The 17,900-nt window shown below is 66.4% G+C and carries 15 protein-coding genes; 8 read left to right on the forward strand and 7 right to left on the reverse strand.

Annotation, left to right across the window (positions count from 1 at the left end; translation table 11 throughout):
* The first annotated feature begins 20 nt into the window (after positions 1-20).
* Positions 21-2,684, forward strand: a complete 2,664-nt coding sequence (ppdK, locus tag CFE35_RS00560) for a pyruvate, phosphate dikinase (protein ID WP_292926864.1) — start codon at positions 21-23, stop codon at positions 2,682-2,684.
* Between the two features lie 62 nt (positions 2,685-2,746).
* Here the strand turns inward: ppdK and CFE35_RS00565 are convergent, their stop codons facing one another.
* Positions 2,747-3,544 carry a methyltransferase domain-containing protein gene (locus tag CFE35_RS00565; protein WP_292926866.1) on the reverse strand — a complete coding sequence of 266 codons (798 nt, stop codon included), beginning with the start codon at positions 3,542-3,544 and terminating at the stop codon, positions 2,747-2,749.
* An 80-nt stretch (positions 3,545-3,624) separates the two neighbouring features.
* Here CFE35_RS00565 and CFE35_RS00570 point away from each other — a divergent pair, with 80 nt between their 5' ends.
* From CFE35_RS00570 to CFE35_RS00590, 5 genes are all read left to right on the forward strand, one after another.
* Complete coding sequence (locus CFE35_RS00570; RefSeq protein WP_292926868.1) at positions 3,625-4,398, forward strand: ComF family protein; 774 nt, start codon at positions 3,625-3,627, stop codon at positions 4,396-4,398.
* 505 nt (positions 4,399-4,903) lie between these two features.
* Positions 4,904-5,239 (forward strand): phosphoribosyl-AMP cyclohydrolase, encoded by a 336-nt coding sequence (hisI, locus tag CFE35_RS00575; protein WP_292926870.1) that lies wholly within the window; start codon positions 4,904-4,906, stop codon positions 5,237-5,239.
* Between the two features lie 75 nt (positions 5,240-5,314).
* Positions 5,315-5,797 carry a MerR family DNA-binding transcriptional regulator gene (locus CFE35_RS00580; protein WP_292927744.1) on the forward strand — a complete coding sequence of 161 codons (483 nt, stop codon included), beginning with the start codon at positions 5,315-5,317 and terminating at the stop codon, positions 5,795-5,797.
* Between the two features lie 18 nt (positions 5,798-5,815).
* Positions 5,816-7,627, forward strand: coding sequence for an acyl-CoA dehydrogenase C-terminal domain-containing protein (locus tag CFE35_RS00585; RefSeq protein ID WP_292926872.1), 1,812 nt, complete (start codon positions 5,816-5,818; stop codon positions 7,625-7,627).
* Positions 7,628-7,715: 88 nt separating this feature from the next.
* A complete protein-coding gene (locus CFE35_RS00590; RefSeq protein WP_292926874.1) occupies positions 7,716-9,173 on the forward strand; it encodes a phosphotransferase in 1,458 nt (485 codons plus the stop codon).
* Here the strand turns inward: CFE35_RS00590 and CFE35_RS00595 are convergent.
* The 6 genes from CFE35_RS00595 to tyrS form a co-directional block, all read right to left on the reverse strand.
* Complete coding sequence (locus tag CFE35_RS00595; protein ID WP_292926876.1) at positions 9,170-9,871, reverse strand: dienelactone hydrolase family protein; 702 nt, start codon at positions 9,869-9,871, stop codon at positions 9,170-9,172. The two genes, CFE35_RS00590 and CFE35_RS00595, sit on opposite strands and share 4 nt — an antisense overlap.
* A gap of 6 nt (positions 9,872-9,877) precedes the next feature.
* The gene (cysK, locus tag CFE35_RS00600) at positions 9,878-10,795 is read right to left on the reverse strand and encodes a cysteine synthase A (protein WP_292926878.1); all 918 of its coding nucleotides are present in this window, start codon (positions 10,793-10,795) and stop codon (positions 9,878-9,880) included.
* Positions 10,792-12,087: an MFS transporter gene (locus tag CFE35_RS00605; protein WP_292926880.1), complete on the reverse strand. Its 1,296-nt coding sequence runs from the start codon at positions 12,085-12,087 to the stop codon at positions 10,792-10,794. The genes cysK and CFE35_RS00605 overlap by 4 nt, the downstream gene beginning before the upstream one ends.
* A gap of 58 nt (positions 12,088-12,145) precedes the next feature.
* Complete coding sequence (locus CFE35_RS00610; RefSeq protein ID WP_292926882.1) at positions 12,146-14,290, reverse strand: TonB-dependent receptor; 2,145 nt, start codon at positions 14,288-14,290, stop codon at positions 12,146-12,148.
* A gap of 110 nt (positions 14,291-14,400) precedes the next feature.
* Positions 14,401-14,739, reverse strand: a complete 339-nt coding sequence (locus CFE35_RS00615; RefSeq protein WP_292926884.1) for a PilZ domain-containing protein — start codon at positions 14,737-14,739, stop codon at positions 14,401-14,403.
* Between the two features lie 125 nt (positions 14,740-14,864).
* Positions 14,865-16,106, reverse strand: a complete 1,242-nt coding sequence (gene tyrS / locus CFE35_RS00620; RefSeq protein WP_292926886.1) for a tyrosine--tRNA ligase — start codon at positions 16,104-16,106, stop codon at positions 14,865-14,867.
* Positions 16,107-16,139: 33 nt separating this feature from the next.
* Between tyrS and CFE35_RS00625 the strand changes: the two genes are divergently transcribed.
* Positions 16,140-16,682, forward strand: coding sequence for a DOMON-like domain-containing protein (locus CFE35_RS00625; protein WP_292926888.1), 543 nt, complete (start codon positions 16,140-16,142; stop codon positions 16,680-16,682).
* Positions 16,679-17,878: a DUF1343 domain-containing protein gene (locus CFE35_RS00630; protein ID WP_292926890.1), complete on the forward strand. Its 1,200-nt coding sequence runs from the start codon at positions 16,679-16,681 to the stop codon at positions 17,876-17,878. Before CFE35_RS00625 ends, CFE35_RS00630 begins: the two co-directional genes overlap by 4 nt.
* Positions 17,879-17,900: the final 22 nt, after the last annotated feature.

Genomic DNA, 17,900 nt, shown 5'->3' on the forward strand with positions numbered 1-17,900 from the left:
GCAGGGAGCCTGTTGGCGGCATGAGCGCATACGTATTCCATTTCGGTGGCGGCGCCACGAACAGCGATCCCCGCTCGCGCGACAAGACCATCACAGGCGGCAAGGGCGCGAACCTTGCCGAAATGGCGGGCATCGGCCTGCCGGTGCCCCCGGGCTTCACCATCAGCACGGAAGTCTGCACGGCCTATAACGCCGCGGGCAAGACCTTCGACGACGCGCTTCGCGGCGGCGTTGCGGGTGGTGTGGCGCATATCGAGAAGGCCACGGGCCGCGTGTTCGGCGATCCGGCCAATCCGCTGCTCGTCTCGGTCCGCTCGGGCGCGCGCGTCTCGATGCCGGGCATGATGGATACCGTGCTCAACCTCGGCCTCAACGACTTGACCGTCGAAGGCCTCGCCGCTGGTTCGGGTGACGCGCGCTTCGCGTGGGACAGCTACCGCCGTTTCATCCAGATGTATTCGGACGTGGTGCTCGGCCTCGATCACCACCGGTTCGAGGATGCGCTGGAAATCATCAAGGAAGACAACGGCTTTTTCGCCGATGTTGAAATGAGCGCAGAGCATTGGCAGGCGCTCGTCGGCCAGTACAAGGCCATCGTCGCCGAAGAACTCGGCCGCCCGTTCCCGCAGGATGTGCACGAACAGCTCTGGGGTGCGATCGGCGCGGTGTTCGATTCGTGGGAATCGGACCGCGCCAAGGTCTATCGCCGCCTCAATGCGATCCCGCATGATTGGGGCACTGCGGTCAACGTGCAGGCGATGGTCTTCGGCAACATGGGCGAAACCTCGGCCACCGGCGTTGCCTTCACCCGCGATCCCGCCACCGGCGAGCGCGCCTACTACGGCGAATGGCTGGTCAACGCCCAAGGAGAAGACGTCGTCGCCGGCATCCGCACCCCGCAGTATCTCACCAAGGCCGCACGCGAACGCGCCGGGGCCAAGCCGCTTTCGATGGAAGAGGCGATGCCCGAGGCTTACGGCGAACTGGCGCGCGTGTTCGACCTGCTCGAAGCCCACTACAAGGACATGCAGGACATCGAATTCACCGTCGAGCGCGGGCATTTGTGGATGCTGCAGACCCGCTCGGGCAAGCGCACGGCCAAGGCTGCGCTCAAGATGGCGGTCGATATGGCCCGCGAAGGCCTGATCGATGAGGCGACGGCGGTGAAGCGCGTCGACCCGATGGCGCTCGACCAGCTGCTCCACCCCACGCTCGATCCCAGCGCCACGCGCGATGTGCTCACGCGCGGGCTGCCCGCCTCGCCGGGCGCGGCCACCGGCATTGTCGTGTTCGATGCCGACAGCGCCGAACACCGCGCGCAGATGGGCGATGACGTCATCCTCGTCCGTGTCGAAACCAGCCCCGAAGACATTCACGGCATGCACGCCGCCAAGGGCGTGCTCACCGCGCGCGGCGGCATGACCAGCCACGCCGCGGTGGTGGCGCGCGGCATGGGCCGCCCTTGCGTCTCGGGCGCGTCGGGCCTTTCGATCGACATGGCCACCCGCACCGCGCGCATGGGCGCGCGCGAAGTGAAGGAAGGTGAGGTCATCACGCTCGATGGCTCGAACGGCGATGTCATGGCGGGCGCCGTGCCGATGGTCGAACCCGAACTCGTCGGCGATTTCGCCGTCCTCATGGAGTGGGCTGACAAGCACCGCCGCATGAAAGTGCGCGCCAATGCTGAAACACCGCTCGATTGCCAGGTTGCGCGCCAGTTCGGCGCGGAAGGGGTTGGCCTCTGCCGCACTGAACACATGTTCTTCGATGCCGGTCGTATCTCGTTGGTTCGCCAGATGATTCTGGCCGAAGACGAAGCCACACGCCGCCGCGCACTCGATAGCCTGCTGCCCGAACAGCGCGCCGATTTTACCGCGATCTTCGAAGTGATGGCCGGGCTCCCCGTCACCATCCGTCTGCTCGATCCGCCGCTCCACGAATTCCTGCCGCATGGCGACGCGGAATTCGCCGAACTCTCCGAAGCGACAGGCCTTGGCGTCGATCACTTGAAGCGCCGCGCGGGCGAACTGCATGAATTCAACCCCATGCTCGGCCATCGCGGCTGCCGTCTCGGCATCACGTTCCCCGAAATCTACGAGATGCAGGCCCGCGCGATCTTCGAAGCGGCCTGCGATGTCGCGGAAAAGTCGGGCGAAGCGCCGGTCCCCGAAGTGATGATCCCGCTCGTCGCCACGCGCCGCGAGCTCCTCATCCTGCGCGCGCTGGTGGACCGTGCGGCCGAAGCCGTGTTCGCCGAAAGGGGCCGTACCCTTGAATACCTCGTCGGCACGATGATCGAACTGCCCCGCGCCGCGCTCATGGCCGGTGAAATCGCCGAAGAAGCGAAGTTCTTCTCCTTCGGTACCAACGACTTGACGCAGACAACTCTGGGCGTTTCTCGCGACGATGCCGCCCGCTTCCTTGGGCCCTATGTCGAACAAGGCATCTACCCGCGCGATCCCTTTGTCAGCCTCGATATCGAAGGCGTCGGCCAACTCGTTGAAATGGCTGCGGTGCGGGGCCGCGAGACGCGCCCCGACATCAAGCTGGGCATCTGCGGCGAACACGGCGGCGATCCCGCCTCGATTGCGTTCTGCGAGAAAGTCGGCCTCGATTACGTCTCGGCCAGCCCGTACCGCGTGCCGATTGCCCGTTTGGCGGCGGCGCAGGCAGCTTTGGGGTAAGGTTATAGTGCCTCCGGCGGGCAAGGGTTATCACCCTTGCCCGCCGGAGGCATCCTGGCCGTTCAGAACTTCGGCGGCCGCAGCGCCTTGTTCCATCCGCTCATCGTCAGAATCGCGAACCGTTCGGTCACGCGCCCATCGCCGTCCGCCATCGCCGCGAATGCCGCTTCCGCGCGGGCCAGGCCAGCCTTGCCCAGCAATGGCCCCGGCCGGGCGAGGCAATTGCCGAGGCCTTGGGCGCGCAAGTCTGCGACGAGGCGGTGCAGGCTGGCGTAGCGCACGTCCAGCGTGCGGCTGTCGCTCATCGGTTCGGCGAATCCGCAGCGTTGCAGGAGGTCGCCGCCGGCCCGCACATCGACTTGCGGGTGGATGCGGGCGGCGGGGCGGTCGCCATCGGTTTCCGTCATGATCTGGCGCAGCGTGGGCACGCTGCCTGCGCCGCACAGGCTCATCACCGCAAGGCCGCCGGGGGCCAGGGCGCGGCGGATGTGGAGCATCGCACCGGGCAGGTCATTGACCGTGGCGAGCGAGCCAAGCTGGGCGACGAGATCGAAGTCCCCTTCGTGGAAGGGCTGTTCCTCGGCGATGGCCGCTTCGCCCGCTACCGGCGCGGGATCGGCCTGGATCACCGTGCACCCTTGCGCGGCCAGCGCCTCGGACAATTGCCCCGCAGTATCGCCCACCACCAGCGCCCGCTTCGGTGCGTGGCGCAGGAAGGCGAGGCGGTCGAGCACGTCTTCGGCAATGTCATCGGCGATGAAGCGCGGTGCATCGGCGCGGCGTTCCAGCCTGCGCATGCGCGTGCGCATCGCGCGGCGGCGGGTGGGCGCGAAGATCGTGGGAGGAGGGGGGCTGGCCATCGCCCATGCCCCTGCCGCGCGGCGCGGCGCTTGCCAAGTCCCTCTTGCGAATCCGCAGCAGGGGGCAGAGACTTCGCCGCATGGCAAAGCCCGCGTTCCTCGCCCCGCTGGTCGATCTTGTGTTCCCGCCGCGCTGTCCGCTGTGCGGCGATGCGCTGGCGCAGCAGGGCGGCCTGTGCGCCGCGTGCTGGACGCAGCTCGCCGTGCCGGGGGAGCCTGCGTGCAGCACCTGCCAGCGCCCGCTGGCCGATAGCGTGGTGCGCTCTGGCGACGTGCAATGCGCGCCCTGCATGGCGGAGCCGCCGCGCCACGCCGGGATCGCGGCGGCCACGCTCTATAACGATGCCTCGCGCGAACTCGTGCTGGCGTTCAAGCGCGGCAAGCGGATCGCGCTGGCGGACTTGCTCTCGCGGCTGATGGTGCGGAGCCTGCCGGAGCTTCAGGGCGAATGGCTGGTGGTGCCGGTGCCGCTGCACCGCTGGCGATTGTGGGAGCGCGGGTTCAACCAGTCTGCGCTGCTGGCGGCGCGGATTGCGCGCACGATCCAGCAGCCGCTTGTCGTCGATGGGTTGGTGCGGCAGAGGCGCACGCCTTCGCTCGGCGGTCTGGGCAAGCGGGCGCGGGCTGAAGCGCTGCGCGGGGCGATCACGCCGCATCCGGGCCGCGCGGCGCGGCTCAAGGGCGCCAAAGTGCTGCTGATCGATGACGTGATGACCAGCGGGGCGACGACCGATGCCTGCCTTGCCGCCTTGCGCAAGGCAGGGGCTGGCGAAGTGCGCATTGCTTGTTTTGCCCGGGTTTTGAATGAATCGCTCGATCACGCCGGGCAGGGTGAGCCACCCCTAGCGGCATGATCGCCGGAGCATGGAAACGTCAGGCTTGCTTAAACACGAAACGCCCGGAGCGTTAACTCCGGGCGTTCCCGTGACGATACCTGATCGACAACCGTTCCATCCTGCCACGGTCCGCCCCCTAGCGGCCTCCAGCTTGAGCTGGCTTATGACGGACGGCAACTGCTGCCGAAATCCCTGAGCGTTGTTCCTCTGGCTGCGCTACCCGTCCGAAACCGGAAAGCTGCGCCGCCATCGGGCCCCATTGTTTCCAAAAACCCTGAACTTTGACCATTCTGCTTGCGCCCGGCCATTCGGCCAATCCGCATCACGGCTCCCTCAAGCCGCAAGCCTTACTTCTGCGATTGCGGGCCAAGGTTAAAGCCTGTTGTGCGTCGCCCATGGATTTTGGAAAGGGCATGTGGTTATCCTGCAACAAAATGACACCCGACGGGGTTCTCAGCGAAAGGCTTGTCCCATTTCCACGCAAACACCGGATATCGAACTGCGCGAGCAGGGCGATGTGTTCATGCCGCGCTTCGATTCTGCCGGCCTTGTCACGGCCATCGTCGTTGATCAGGCCACTGGCCGCTTGCTGATGGTCGCGCATATGGATGCCGAAGCGATTGCCCGCACGCGCGAGACGGGCTTCGCGCACTTCCATTCGCGATCGCGCGGGCGGCTGTGGATGAAGGGCGAGACATCGGGCCACGTGCTCAAGGTCAGCGAGATTCGCGTCGATTGCGATCAGGATGCGCTGGAACTGCGCGTGGAGGCCGCTGGCCCGGCGTGCCACACCATGGCGCCTTCGTGCTTCTACCGGCGGCTGGACGGCGAGGGGCGGCTGGAACGGATCGGAGATTGACGCTTACGTAAAGGGTAGTTAGGTCTCCGGGCCATGTCGTCGCGTCCGATCACTACGAGTCCGCAAGCCGCACCGATGCCGCCAGTCCGGCGCCCGCGCCATCACGGCACCGGTGATCATACTGGTCACTTGCACCAGCCCGATGCCCTGTCGCGTGAGCAGTTCACCATCTCCGATCTTTCAAGCGAGTTCGGCGTCACCGCGCGGGCGCTGCGCTTTTATGAGGATGAGGGGCTGATCGCGCCCACGCGCGCGGGCCTTGCGCGCATCTATTCCAAGCGCGACCGGGCGCGGCTGGCGTGGATCATGCGTGCCAAGAACGTGGGTTTCAGCCTTTCCGAAATCCGCGACATGATCGACCTTTACGATCTGGGCGACGGACGCGCCAAGCAGCGCCGCGTCACGATCGACAAGTGCCGCGAGAGGATCGACAATCTCAAGCAGCAGCAGGCCGATATCAACGCAACGATTGCCGAACTGACGAGCTTCGTCGCGCTGCTGGTAGAGCGCGAGAAGCTCGAAGGCCGCCCCGTCAATCCGGACGCCACATCAGAATAACACCCGAGAGGACCGTTCATGCCCGTTTTCCAGGCGCCGACCCGCGACACCCGTTTCGTCGTCAACGAAGTGCTTGATCTTGAAAGCTACGGCCGCCTGCCGGGCTTTGCATCGGCCACGCGCGATCTGACCGATAGCGTGATCGAGGAAGCCGGGCGCTTCGTGAACGAGGTCGTCGCGCCGCTCAACCTGTCGGGCGACCGCGAGGGCTGCACCCGGCATCCCGATGGCAGCGTTACGACGCCCAACGGCTTCAAGGAAGCCTATGCCCGCTATGTCGAGGCGGGCTGGGGCACGCTGGCCGCGCCCGAGGCACTGGGCGGGCAGGGCCTGCCGCATGTCATGGGTTTCGTGATGGAGGAGTACCTCGCCAGCGCCAACCAGGCCTTTGCGATGTATCCGGGCCTTGCCAACGGCGCGATCTCGGCGATTGCGTCGAAGGGTTCGCCGCAGCAGCAGGCGATGTATCTGCCCAAGATGGTCAGCGGCGAATGGCTCGGCACGATGAACCTGACCGAGCCGCACTGCGGCACTGATCTCGGCCTCATCCGCACCCGCGCCGAGCCGCAGGCGGATGGTTCCTACAGCATCACCGGCACCAAGATCTTCATCTCGGCAGGTGATCACGATCTCAGCGAGAACATCGTGCATCTGGTGCTGGCCAAGACGCCGGGCGCACCCGAATCGTCGAAGGGCATTTCGCTGTTCATCGTGCCCAAGTTCCTTGTGAACGCGGACGGATCGCTGGGCGCGCGCAACACCGTCTCGGTCGGTTCGATCGAGCACAAGATGGGCATCCACGGCAACGCGACGTGCGTGATGAACTACGACGGCGCAAAGGGCTGGATCGTGGGCGAGGAGAACAAGGGCCTCGCCGCGATGTTCATCATGATGAACGCCGCGCGTCTCGGCGTGGGCATCCAGGGTCTCGCGCAGGCCGAAGCTTCGTACCAGAACGCGCTGCTCTATGCGCAGGAACGCCGCCAGGGCCGCGCGCTGACCGGGCCTGCAGAGCCTGAGCAGAAGGCCGATCCGTTGCTCGTCCACCCGGATGTGCGGCGCATGCTGATGGACGCCAAGATGTTCATCGGCGGCATGCGCGCGCTGTGCTTGTGGGGGGCGCTGCAGGTCGATCTTTCGCACAAGGCCGAAACCGAGGAAGAGCGGCAGGCGGCGGACGAACTCATCAGCCTGCTCACCCCCGTGATCAAGGGCTACGGCACCGACATGGGCTACAAGACTGCGACCGACATGCAGCAGGTCTGGGGCGGGCACGGCTATATCGCCGAAAACGGCATGGACCAGTTCGTGCGCGATGCCCGCATCGCGATGATCTATGAAGGCGCGAACGGCGTGCAGGCGATGGACCTCGTCGGCCGCAAGCTCGCGCTGAACGGGGGCAGGGCGATCCAGCGCCTGTTCGCGGTGATCGATGCCGAATGCGCCGAGGAGAGTGGGGACGAGACGGTCAAGCTGGTCGCAGAGCGGCTCGGCAAGGCTACCGGCCACCTCAAGGCCGCGACAATGTGGTTCCTCCAGCATGGCATGACTGACCGCAATGCCATCGGCGCGGGCGCCTATGCCTACATGACGCTGACGGGCGTCGTTTCCCTTGGCCTGATGTGGCTGCGCATGGCCAAGGTTTCGGCGGCGGCGCTGGGCAAGGAGGGCGCGGGTATGAATGTGGACCGGGCGTTCTACGAGGCTAAGCTGCTTTGCGCCCGGCACTGGGCGCTGCGCTTCGCTCCGCAGGCCGGCGCGCTGCGCTATGAAGTGGAAGCGGGGCCAGAGACGGTGATGGGCCTGTCGGCGGAGCAATTCGCCGCCTGAAGCGGCAAGGCCTGAGCCGGCAACAGTTGCGCGCAGCGCGGCGGAGTGGTTTAACCGATCAGTTAAAAAATGATCGGGAGAGCGAATCGTGGCCCACCGCAGCCCGCGCGAGTTGATCGAGCTCTATTGGGACGAAGTCTGGAACAACCGGCGCGCCGATCTGATCCGCGAGATCTGCGCCGATCCCATCATTCGCCACGATCCCGGCAGTGTCACCGCGCTTTCGGTAGACGACCAGATCGCCCGCGTGCGCCAGCAAAGCGAGAAGATGGAACCCTACTTCACGCATGAGGTGCTGCTCGCCGACGACACTTACGTCACCTCGGTGTGGAACATGCACACGCGGAAGGGCGAGCGGGTCGAGCTGTGCGGGATCGAGGTGTTCAAGGCGGTGGACGGCAAGTTCACCGATTGCTGGAATTCGGCCTACACGCCGGGCCGCTGGGGCCGTGAGGGTGATACTGCGGTGCCCGATGACTTGCCGCCGCCCGCGCTGCTGGCCAGCCCGGACCAGATCACCCCGCAGTGGGTGCAGGCGGTGCTGCAACACGCCGGGATCGCTGCGCCGCGCGTCAGCCTGCTGAACACGAAGCCCATCGGCCACGGCAACCTTTCGGCCACGGTGCGCACCGAGATTACCTATAACGCCAATGCCGCCGATGCCGTGCGTTCGGTGGTGGCGAAGCTGACGTCCGGCATCGGACAGGCGGTGGAGATTGCCGCCGCGCACGATGTCTATCGCCGGGAATGCGAGGTCTACGGCTTTCTGGGAGACCAGCCGCCGCTCGCCACGCCGCGCTGCTATTGGCGCAAGGTCGGGCCGGATGGGCGCACGATCAATCTCGTGCTCGAAGACCTTTCAGAGTGCACGCGCGCCGGGGACCAGATTGCGGGATGCACCGCGCAAGAGGCAGAGGCCGTGGCCGCGCAGCTCGCCAGCCTTCATGCCGCGTTCTGGGGTGATGCCCGGCTGGACAGCGCCGACTGGCTCTACAACCGGGCTGCCAGTGCCGAGGCGGCATTGGCCACCAACACGCGGGCGGCAGCGGCGTTTCGCGAACGCTTCACCGGGCGGGCCGATTCCGCTCTGCTGGACGCCATCGACACCGTCGTGGCCGATCTGCCGCGCCATTTCGCCGCGATCCCGCACGGACGCACGCTGGTGCACGGCGAGCCGCGCGTGGACAACGTGCTGTTCGAGGACACGGCAAGCGGACCCAAGGCCTGGCTGATCGACTGGCAATTTGCCGACCGGGGCAGCCCGATGTTCGATCTGGCCTATTTCCTTGCCGGTTCGCTGGCGGTGGAGGACCGGCGCGAGATCGATGAGGTGCTTGTGGCGCGAAATCACGCCGCTATCACCCCCGTGGACCCAGCCTACACGCTCGATCAGGCGCGGGCTGAATTTGCCGGTTCGCTCCCGCTCGCGCTTTACTTCACGGTTGGCGCAGTTCTCGCCATGCCGCCCAGCGAACATGGCGACCGGCTGCTCCTCACGCTGGCCGAACGCAATGTCGCGGCGCTGCGCGATTGGGGCGTCGTCTAGAAGACTTCGGCGAACAGCCCCGTCAGCGCCGCCCAGCTCTGGCGGTCGGCGCTCGCGTCATAGACGATGGCGGGAAGCCCGCGCGCGTCGCTGCCGGGATCGGTGAAGCCGTGCTTCACCCCGCTGTAGGCGTGGAAGTGCCAGTTCGCGCCCGCCGCGTCCATTTCCTCCCAGAACGCGGTGACTTGCGTGCGGGGCACGAGCGGGTCGGCATCGCCGTGGCAGACCAGAATGCGTGCCTTCACGGCACCCGGCGCTGCGGGCTGGGCGGTATCGAGGATGCCGTGGAAGCTGGCGGCGAGCACGATATCCGCACCGTCCCGCGCCAGTTCGAGCGCGGCCTGTCCGCCCATGCAATAGCCGATGGCCGCTGCTTGCAGGCCTTGCGCGTCCGGCTGCCCGGTCAGCGCCTCAAGCGCCGCGCGCAAGCGGCTGCGGTAGACGTCCACCGAAGCCCGCAGCGCGCCCGCAAGCTGCATCGAATGCTCGAAATCGCGCACCGGATCGCCATAGAAATCGGCGATCATCGCGATGAAGCCCGCATCCGCCAGCATCGCCGCGCGCCGCTCCATCGGCGGATTGGCGTTCATGATCGTCGGCAGCACGAGAACCGCGCCGCGCGCCGCGCCGACAGGGCGGGCAATCCACCCCGTCAACGCGGTATCGCCGTCCAGATAGGCGATTTGTTCCAGCGCCATCTGCGCTTACTCCGGCAGGAAGTCCGGCACCGAGAGATAGCGCTCGCCGGTATCGTAGTTGAAGCCCAGCACGCGGCTGCCGGGTGCAAGGTCGGGCAGCTTCTGCGCAATGGCCGCCAGCGTCGCGCCCGAACTGATGCCCACCAGCATCCCCTCCTCGCGCGCGGCGCGGCGCGCCCATTCCTTGGCGTCTGCCGGATCGACCTGAATCGCGCCGTCGATGGCCTGGGTATGGAGGTTGCCCGGAATGAACCCCGCGCCGATGCCCTGAATGGGATGCGGCGCAGGCTGGCCGCCCGAAATGACCGGTGAAAGCGTCGGCTCCACCGCCCAGGCCTTCATCGCGGGCCAGTGGCCCTTGAGCATTTCAGCGCAGCCGGTGAGGTGACCGCCCGTGCCGACGCCGGTGATCAGCGCGTCGATGGGGCTGTCGGCAAAGTCCGTCAGAATTTCCGCCGCCGTGGTCCGCACGTGGACGGCCACGTTGGCCGGGTTGTCGAACTGCGCGGGCATCCATGCGCCTGGCGTTTCCTCCACGATCTCCAGCGCGCGGGCAATCGCGCCCTTCATGCCCTTCTCGCGCGGAGTCAGGTCAAAGCTCGCGCCATACGCAAGCATCAGCCGCCGCCGCTCGATCGACATCGATTCGGGCATGACGAGGACAATCTTGTAGCCCTTGACCGCCGCCACCATCGCAAGGCCGATGCCGGTGTTGCCAGACGTCGGCTCGACAATCGTGCCGCCGGGCTTGAGGCTGCCGTCAGCCTCGGCCGCTTCGATCATGGCCAGCGCGATGCGGTCCTTGATCGAGCCGCCGGGATTGGTGCGTTCGCTCTTTACCCATACCTCGTAGCCGGAAAACAGGCGGGAGAGGCGAATGTGCGGGGTATTGCCGATGGTGGCGAGGATGTTGGCCGCTTTCATGCCTGTTCCTTCTGGTGAAGTGCCTTGTCTGCAAACGTGCGCACGAGCCTGAGTTCGGGGAACCACACGGCCCACAGCGCGGTCACGATTATCGCACCCACGCCGCCGAATACAACCGCTCCGGTCGCGCCCAGCAGCGCGGCGGCCACGCCGGATTGCATTTCGCCCAGTTCGTTCGAGGCCGAGATGGCAAGGCCCGAGATGGCGGACACCCGGCCGCGCACTCCGTCGGGCGTGTGGAGCTGGACCAAGGTGTTGCGGATGAACACCGAGACCATGTCCGCCCCGCCCAGCGCCGCGAGCATGAACAGCGACAGCAGATAATCGCGGCTGAGGCCGAAGCCGATGGTCGCCGCGCCGAACACGGCCACCGCGATCAGCATCTTCGCGCCCACGCCGCTTTCGATGGGTTTGCGTGCCAAGAGCAGCGCCACGAGCACCGCGCCCGCACCGGGGGCCGCGCGCATGATACCCAGCCCGTTTGCGCCGACCGGATGCCCGTTCACCATCAGGATATCGCGCGCATAGACCGGCAGCAGTGCGGTCGCGCCGCCCAGCAGCACGGCAAACAGATCGAGCGTGACGCAGCCGAACAGAAACCTGTCGTTCCACACGAAGCTCAGCCCGCCGACCAGCTGCGACAGCGGATGCGCGCGCTTGTTTTCATCGGGAGGGGGCAGGGGGCGAATGCGGAAGACCGAGATCGTGGCAAGCGCGAGCAGCACCGCCGAGATGCCATAAGGCAGCGCCGGGGATCGCGCGAAGAGCAATCCGGCAATCGCGGGGCCGCCGACCGAGCCGGTCTGCCACGCCATCGAATTGATCGCCACCGCGCGGGGCATCAGCCGCACCGGCACGACATTGGGCGCGATCGAGGCCATCGCCGGGCCGATGAACACCCGCGCCGTGCCGTGCAGCGCGCCAAGCGCGAACAGCAGCGGCAAGTTGAGGTGCCCGGCCATCGTCGCCGCCGCCAGCACCAGCGCCACCACCATATCGATGGCCACGGCCAGGCCCGCCACGATCCGCCGGTCGTACCGGTCCGCGATCAGACCCGCGAGCGGCGTGAGCAGCAGCACCGGCAGGAACTGCGCGAGGCCCAGCAGGCCGAGCTGGAATGCGGCTGTCCCGATGCTCATGCCATATTGGCTGCGTGCGACATCGTAGAGCTGGTAGCCCAGCACCACGACCATTCCGGTTGTTGCGAACACCGAAAGGAACCGGGCCACCCAGAAACGGCGGTAGTCCGGAATATCCAGCGGCGAGCGCGGTTCGTCAGCGGGTGTGTTCACCCCGCCCGAATGGCAGCGCGGCGCGCGCTTGCCAAGCAAGCAAAACTTGGGGCGCGGTTTAAATCTTCAGCGAAAGGGTGATCCGCACGTTGCGCCCCGCAATCGGCACGAAGTCGCGCGTTTCGGAGGTGGAGAGGCGGCCATTGGCATCGAGCAGGTTGTCGCCGGACAGGATCAGCGCCGCAGGGCCAGCCTTGCCGCCCGGCCGCCAGGTCACGCTGGCATTGAGCAAGGTGAAGGCATCGACCGGGTTCTCGTTGGTGGCCACGCGGTCCTGCCGCGCGTTGTAGACGGTTTCGATGTTCGCCCCGAAGCGCTCGGCCTCGAAGTTCAGCCCGCCGCGCACGCGCAAGGCGGGGATGCGCGGTGCTGCGCCGACATTGGTGATCGTGGCATGGACATAATCGACCGCGCCTTCGAGCGAGAGCGCACTGCCATCATCCCAGCGCAGCGCTTTCCATGCGCCTTCGGCCTCGATGCCGCGGAACCTGGCATCGCCCTGAATGAACTGAAACGCGGGCACGCCTTCGATCATGGTTCCGGTCGGCACGGGCGCAATGAAGTTGTTGAAGTTGGTGGCATAGACCGTCAACGCGCCGGCAAAGCGGTCGCTGTGATAGCGCAGGCCCGCTTCCAGCGTGTTGCTGCGTTCGATCTCGAATGCTGAATTGCCTTGCTCGAACGATTGCGTCGCCTCGTGCACGCCGTTGATATAAAGCTCCTCCGGGCTTGGCGCGCGTTCGCCGTGTGTTGCCGAAAGGCTGAGCGTGACACTTTCCAGTGGGTGCCAGGCAAGCCCAGCGCCGCCCGCCACCAGATCGAAGCTGCGGTTGAGGCCCTGCTTGGGCACGATGCCGACATGCTCGTATCGCCCGCTGCCTTCCAGATCGAAGGTGCCGACGCTGAGCTGCTGGCGCGTGAACACAGCGAAGCGCTGGCTCACCGAATTGGGAACGAGCGGCTCGCCAACAATGCTGAAATTGCGGTTGCCGTACTGTATGCCGCTTTCGCCGCGCCAGCCGCCGCGCTTGGCTTGCGTGAGCACCAGCCGCGATTCGATGCCCTTGTTGTAAAAGCGCGCCGCGGCCTGGCCGCCGACCACTTCGGCATGGGTATAGTCGCCGAACGCTGCCCGGAAATCGAGCCGGTCCAGAAAGCCGCCGAGATTGACACTGCCATGCAGATCGACGCGCGTCTGGCGCAGCGCGATGGACACGTCTTCGGGATCGATCGATGGGCGCAGCGGAATGCCATAATCGCTGGTCAGGCGTTGCACCGCGATGCCCAGCGTGCCGCCGCTGTCGATAAAGGCGATCCCGGCGCCGAGCGTGGTGCCGCGCGCCCAGGAATTGGCAATCCGCCCGCGCGCATTGGCCTGTGTGGTCAGCAGATCGGCGCCTGCCTGATCGCCGCCTGCCGCAAGATCCGCCGCTTCGGCCAGCGTGCGGGTGCGCAGGGCATCGGACAGGACATTCCCGCCGATCCGGACATCGCCCGCGCGGTTGTACGCCGCATCGAAGTGCGCGGCGAGGCGCGGGGCAAGCGCGACATCGACCGTGCCCGCAAGGTTCACCGCATCGGCGGCGCTGCCAAAGCCGGCCACCGCTTCGGCGCTCACTGCTTTATCGGGAATCCGCTTGGGAATGCGCCGTTCGAGCGCGTTGACCGCGCCGCCCGCCGGGTCTGCGGCATAGAGCAGCACGGCCGGGCCATGCAGCACGTCGATCTGCTCGACATTGAGCGAATCGATGGCCACGCCGTGGTCGACCGAGACCGAGGAAGCGTCGAGCGAACCAATGCCATCGGTCAGGATCTGGACGCGCGGGCCATCGAAACCGCGCAGCACCGGGCGCGAGGCGCCGGGCGCAAAGCCGGAGGTCGAAACGCCGGGGAGGTGGGCTAGCAGCGTGCCGATCTGGGCGGCGGCATGGCGGGCAAGCTCGTCACCGCTGATGACGACAGGCGCGACGACTGCATCCCGGTCGCCCGAGATCAGGCGTCCGGTGACGACAATCGGGGCGTGACCGGCGTCATCGGGCTGTGCGGTATCCACTTCGCCGCCGTGGCTGTGCGCGGCAGGGCTGCTTGCCGTCTGGGCAGAAGGTGCGCTGGCCGCATCGTCCGGCGCGGCGAAGGCGGGGGAGGTGGAAGCAAGCGCCAGAACGCCCAGTGCGCTGCCGGCAAGGATCGAGGAGATGGACATTGTTTGCACCCGAAGTGGAACGTCGGGTGCGCTTTAGCGTGATGATATAATATATCAAGAACCAATCGGCAGATCGATCCTTGCGGCGGGCTGCCTGTTGTCGGCGGAATTCAGCGCGCGCGTTGCAGGCGAGGATTGGGCTGCAACGACTTGATCATCATCAGGAAATCGTCACCGCGCAGGATGCGCTCGAACTGGAACCCGGCGCGTGCGCCGTCGCTCCACACGAGGAAGGCCTCGATCCGCCCGATGTGCTGGAGGCGGATGGTGATGCGTTCACCGCGCTGGAGGGCAACTTCGCCCTTCACCATGAACCCGGTGGTCGAGATGTTGATGACGTGCATCATCACATCGCCCAGACGGCGGTGTTCCCCGATCAGGGGCAGGTCTACCGGGTGGCGGGTGGTAAGCCGCTGATCGGTGACGGAAAGCTGTGCGCCGCTGGCCATTGTGGCTCCTCGTGATGGTCAAGCACGAGGAGGTTTGGCCCGAAATGGCTGATATTTCGTAAAGGACCGGCACCGTTTTGCCGCATTCCGGCAAGCGGTTGCCGGTTAACGGCTGGCTTTTGCCGTCAGGCCGGGCGCAGCACACCGTGCTTCTTCTTGCCCGAGGACACGCGCACTTCGCCCGCGCCGAGCGTGATGACATGGGCCTCGTCGGTCACCGCTTCCCCTTCGACCCGTGCGCCGCCGCCTGCAATAAGGCGCTTGGCCTCGCCCCGGCTGGCGGCGAAGTTCAGCCCGACCAGCGCATCGATCAGCGCGATGCTGCCGCCGGGGCAATCGAGCGAGGGCAGATCCTGCCCGACGCCGCCGCCCGCGAACGTCGCCGCTGCAGTCGCTTCCGCTGCCGCCGCCGCGTCCGCTCCTCGCACCAGCCGCGTCACTTCATTGGCCAGCACGACCTTGGCTGCATTGATCTCGCTCCCGCTCAGCGCTTCCAGCTGCGCGATTTCGTCCAGCGGGAGATCGGTGAACAGGCGCAAGAAGCGGCCGACATCGCGGTCGTCCACGTTGCGCCAGTATTGCCAGAAGTCCCACGCGGGGAGTGCATCGTCGTTGAGCCAGACTGCGCCCGCCGCCGTCTTGCCCATCTTCGCGCCGTCCGCCGTGGTCAGCAGCGGGGTGGTCAGGCCGAACACTTCGGTGCTCTCCATGCGCCGGGTCAGTTCGATCCCGTTGACGATGTTGCCCCACTGGTCGGATCCGCCCATCTGCAACCGGCACCCGGCGGTGAGCGCCAGTTCGCGGAAATCGTAGGCCTGCAGGATCATGTAGTTGAATTCGAGGAACGTCAGCGGCTGTTCGCGTTCGAGCCGCAGCTTGACCGAATCGAAGGTCATCATCCGGTTGATCGTGAAGTGCGGGCCGACGGTGCGCAGCAGATCGACATAGCCGAGCTTGCCCAGCCAATTGTCGTTATCGACCATCACCGCGTCGGTCGGGCCATCGCCGAAGGTCAGCAGCTTTTCGAACACGGTGCGGATCGAGGCGATGTTGGCCTTGATGTCATCGCCGGTCAGCATCCGGCGGCTCTCGTCCTTGCCCGAAGGATCGCCGACCTTGGTGGTGCCGCCGCCCATCAGCACGATCGGCTTGTGCCCGGCCTGCTGGAGGCGGCGCAGCATCATGATCTGCACAAGGCTGCCGACATGGAGCGATGGCGCGGTCGCGTCGAAGCCGATATAGCCCGGCACGATCTGCTTGGCCGCAAGCGCATCGAGGCCGTGGGCATCGGTGACCTGGTGGATATAGCCACGCTCGCTGAGCAGGCGGAGGAGCGACGAGGTGTACGCGGTGCTGTTCTGGGTCATGATGGCCGCGCGCCTAGCATGAAAGTTCGGGGCTTGGAAACGTTCGACCTGACCGCGCATTGGGCGCATCCGGCCAAAGTGGTGACCGGCGTTGCGGCGCGCATACTGTCGCTCGATGCGGGCTGGCTCACGCTGCGCTGGAAGGTGGACGGGGCGGCAGGGCTTGTTCTGCCGCCGTTTGCGGGCCGGGCGCGGATGGATGGGCTGTGGCAGGCGACTTGCTTCGAACTGTTCGTGAAGGCGCCGGGCGGGGAGGGGTATGCCGAATTCAACCTTTCGCCCTCGGAACGTTGGGCGGCTTATGATTTCACCGGCTACCGCGCCGGGATGGCGGAGCGGCCTGTGGAGCGCGCGCCGGTCTGTACGCCGCGCCGGGGGCAGTCCGTGCTGATCTTCGATGCCGCGATCCCGGCAAGCGCGCTGCCGCCGCTGCCTTGGCACTATGGCCTCACCGCGGTGATCGAGGAGGAGGGCAGGCACAAGTCCTATTGGGCCATCGCGCATCCGCCGGAAAAGCCTGATTTCCACGATCCGGCTTGCTTCGCCGGGCGGCTTGCGGCACCGGATCACTCATGAAATTCGGTATCGATCGCCTGCTGGCCGAGCCTGCCTTGCGCGCCCCGCTGGAGGGCAAGCGCGTTGCCCTCGTCGCTCATCCCGCTTCGGTGACGGAGGGGCTCGTCCATTCGCTCGATGCGCTGGCGGCCTGCCCGGGCATCACGCTGAGCGCCGCCTTCGGCCCGCAGCACGGCCTGCGCGGCGACAAGCAGGACAACATGGTCGAGACCGAGGACTTCATCGACCCGGCGCTCGGCATTCCGGTGTTCAGCCTCTACGGCGAAGTGCGGCGGCCGACGGCGCGGATGATGGACAGCGCCGATGTGTTCCTGTTCGATCTGCAGGATCTGGGCTGCCGGATCTACACGTTCGTGACGACGCTGCTTTATCTGCTCGAAGCCGCCAGCGAGACGGGCAAGTCGGTGTGGGTGCTCGACCGGCCCAATCCGGCAGGCCGCCCGGTGGAAGGCACCACGCTGCTGGCAGGCTGGGAAAGCTTCGTCGGCGCGGGTCCGATGCCGATGCGCCACGGGATGACGCTGGGCGAGATGGGCCACTGGTTCATCGATCACTTCAAGCTCGACGTGCACTACCGCGTGATCGCCATGGAAGGCTGGGAGCCGGAAGGGCCGGGATTCGGCTGGCCGCAGAGCCGCATCTGGATCAACCCTTCGCCCAATGCCGCGAGCCTCAACATGGCGCGCGCCTATGCCGGCACGGTGATGATCGAAGGCGCGACGGTTTCGGAGGGGCGCGGGACCACGCGGCCCCTGGAAGTGTTGTTCGGCGCGCCGGACATAGACGCCAAGGCAGTGCTGGCTGAGATGCAGGCCTTCGCGCCGGAGTGGTTGGCAGGTTGCGCGATCCGGGAGTGCTGGTTCGAGCCGACGTTCCACAAGCACGCGGGCAAGCTGTGCAACGCGCTGATGGTCCACGCCGAGGGCGCGTTCTACGATCACCACGCGTTTCGCCCATGGCGGCTGCAGGCCCTCGCGTTCAAGGCGATCCGGCGGCTCTACCCCGATTATCCGCTGTGGCGGGATTTTCCGTATGAGTACGTCACCGACAAGCTGGCGATCGATGTGATCAACGGCGGCCCGGGTCTCAGGCAATGGGTGGATGATCCGGCCAGCACGCCAGCCGATCTGGACGCGCTGGCAGTGCCGGACGAGGCGGCCTGGATCGAGGCGCGCGCACCGTTTCTGCTCTATTGAGGCGCGGGTGCCAGCCGGATGA

The organism is Novosphingobium sp. PASSN1 (assembly GCF_002278815.1).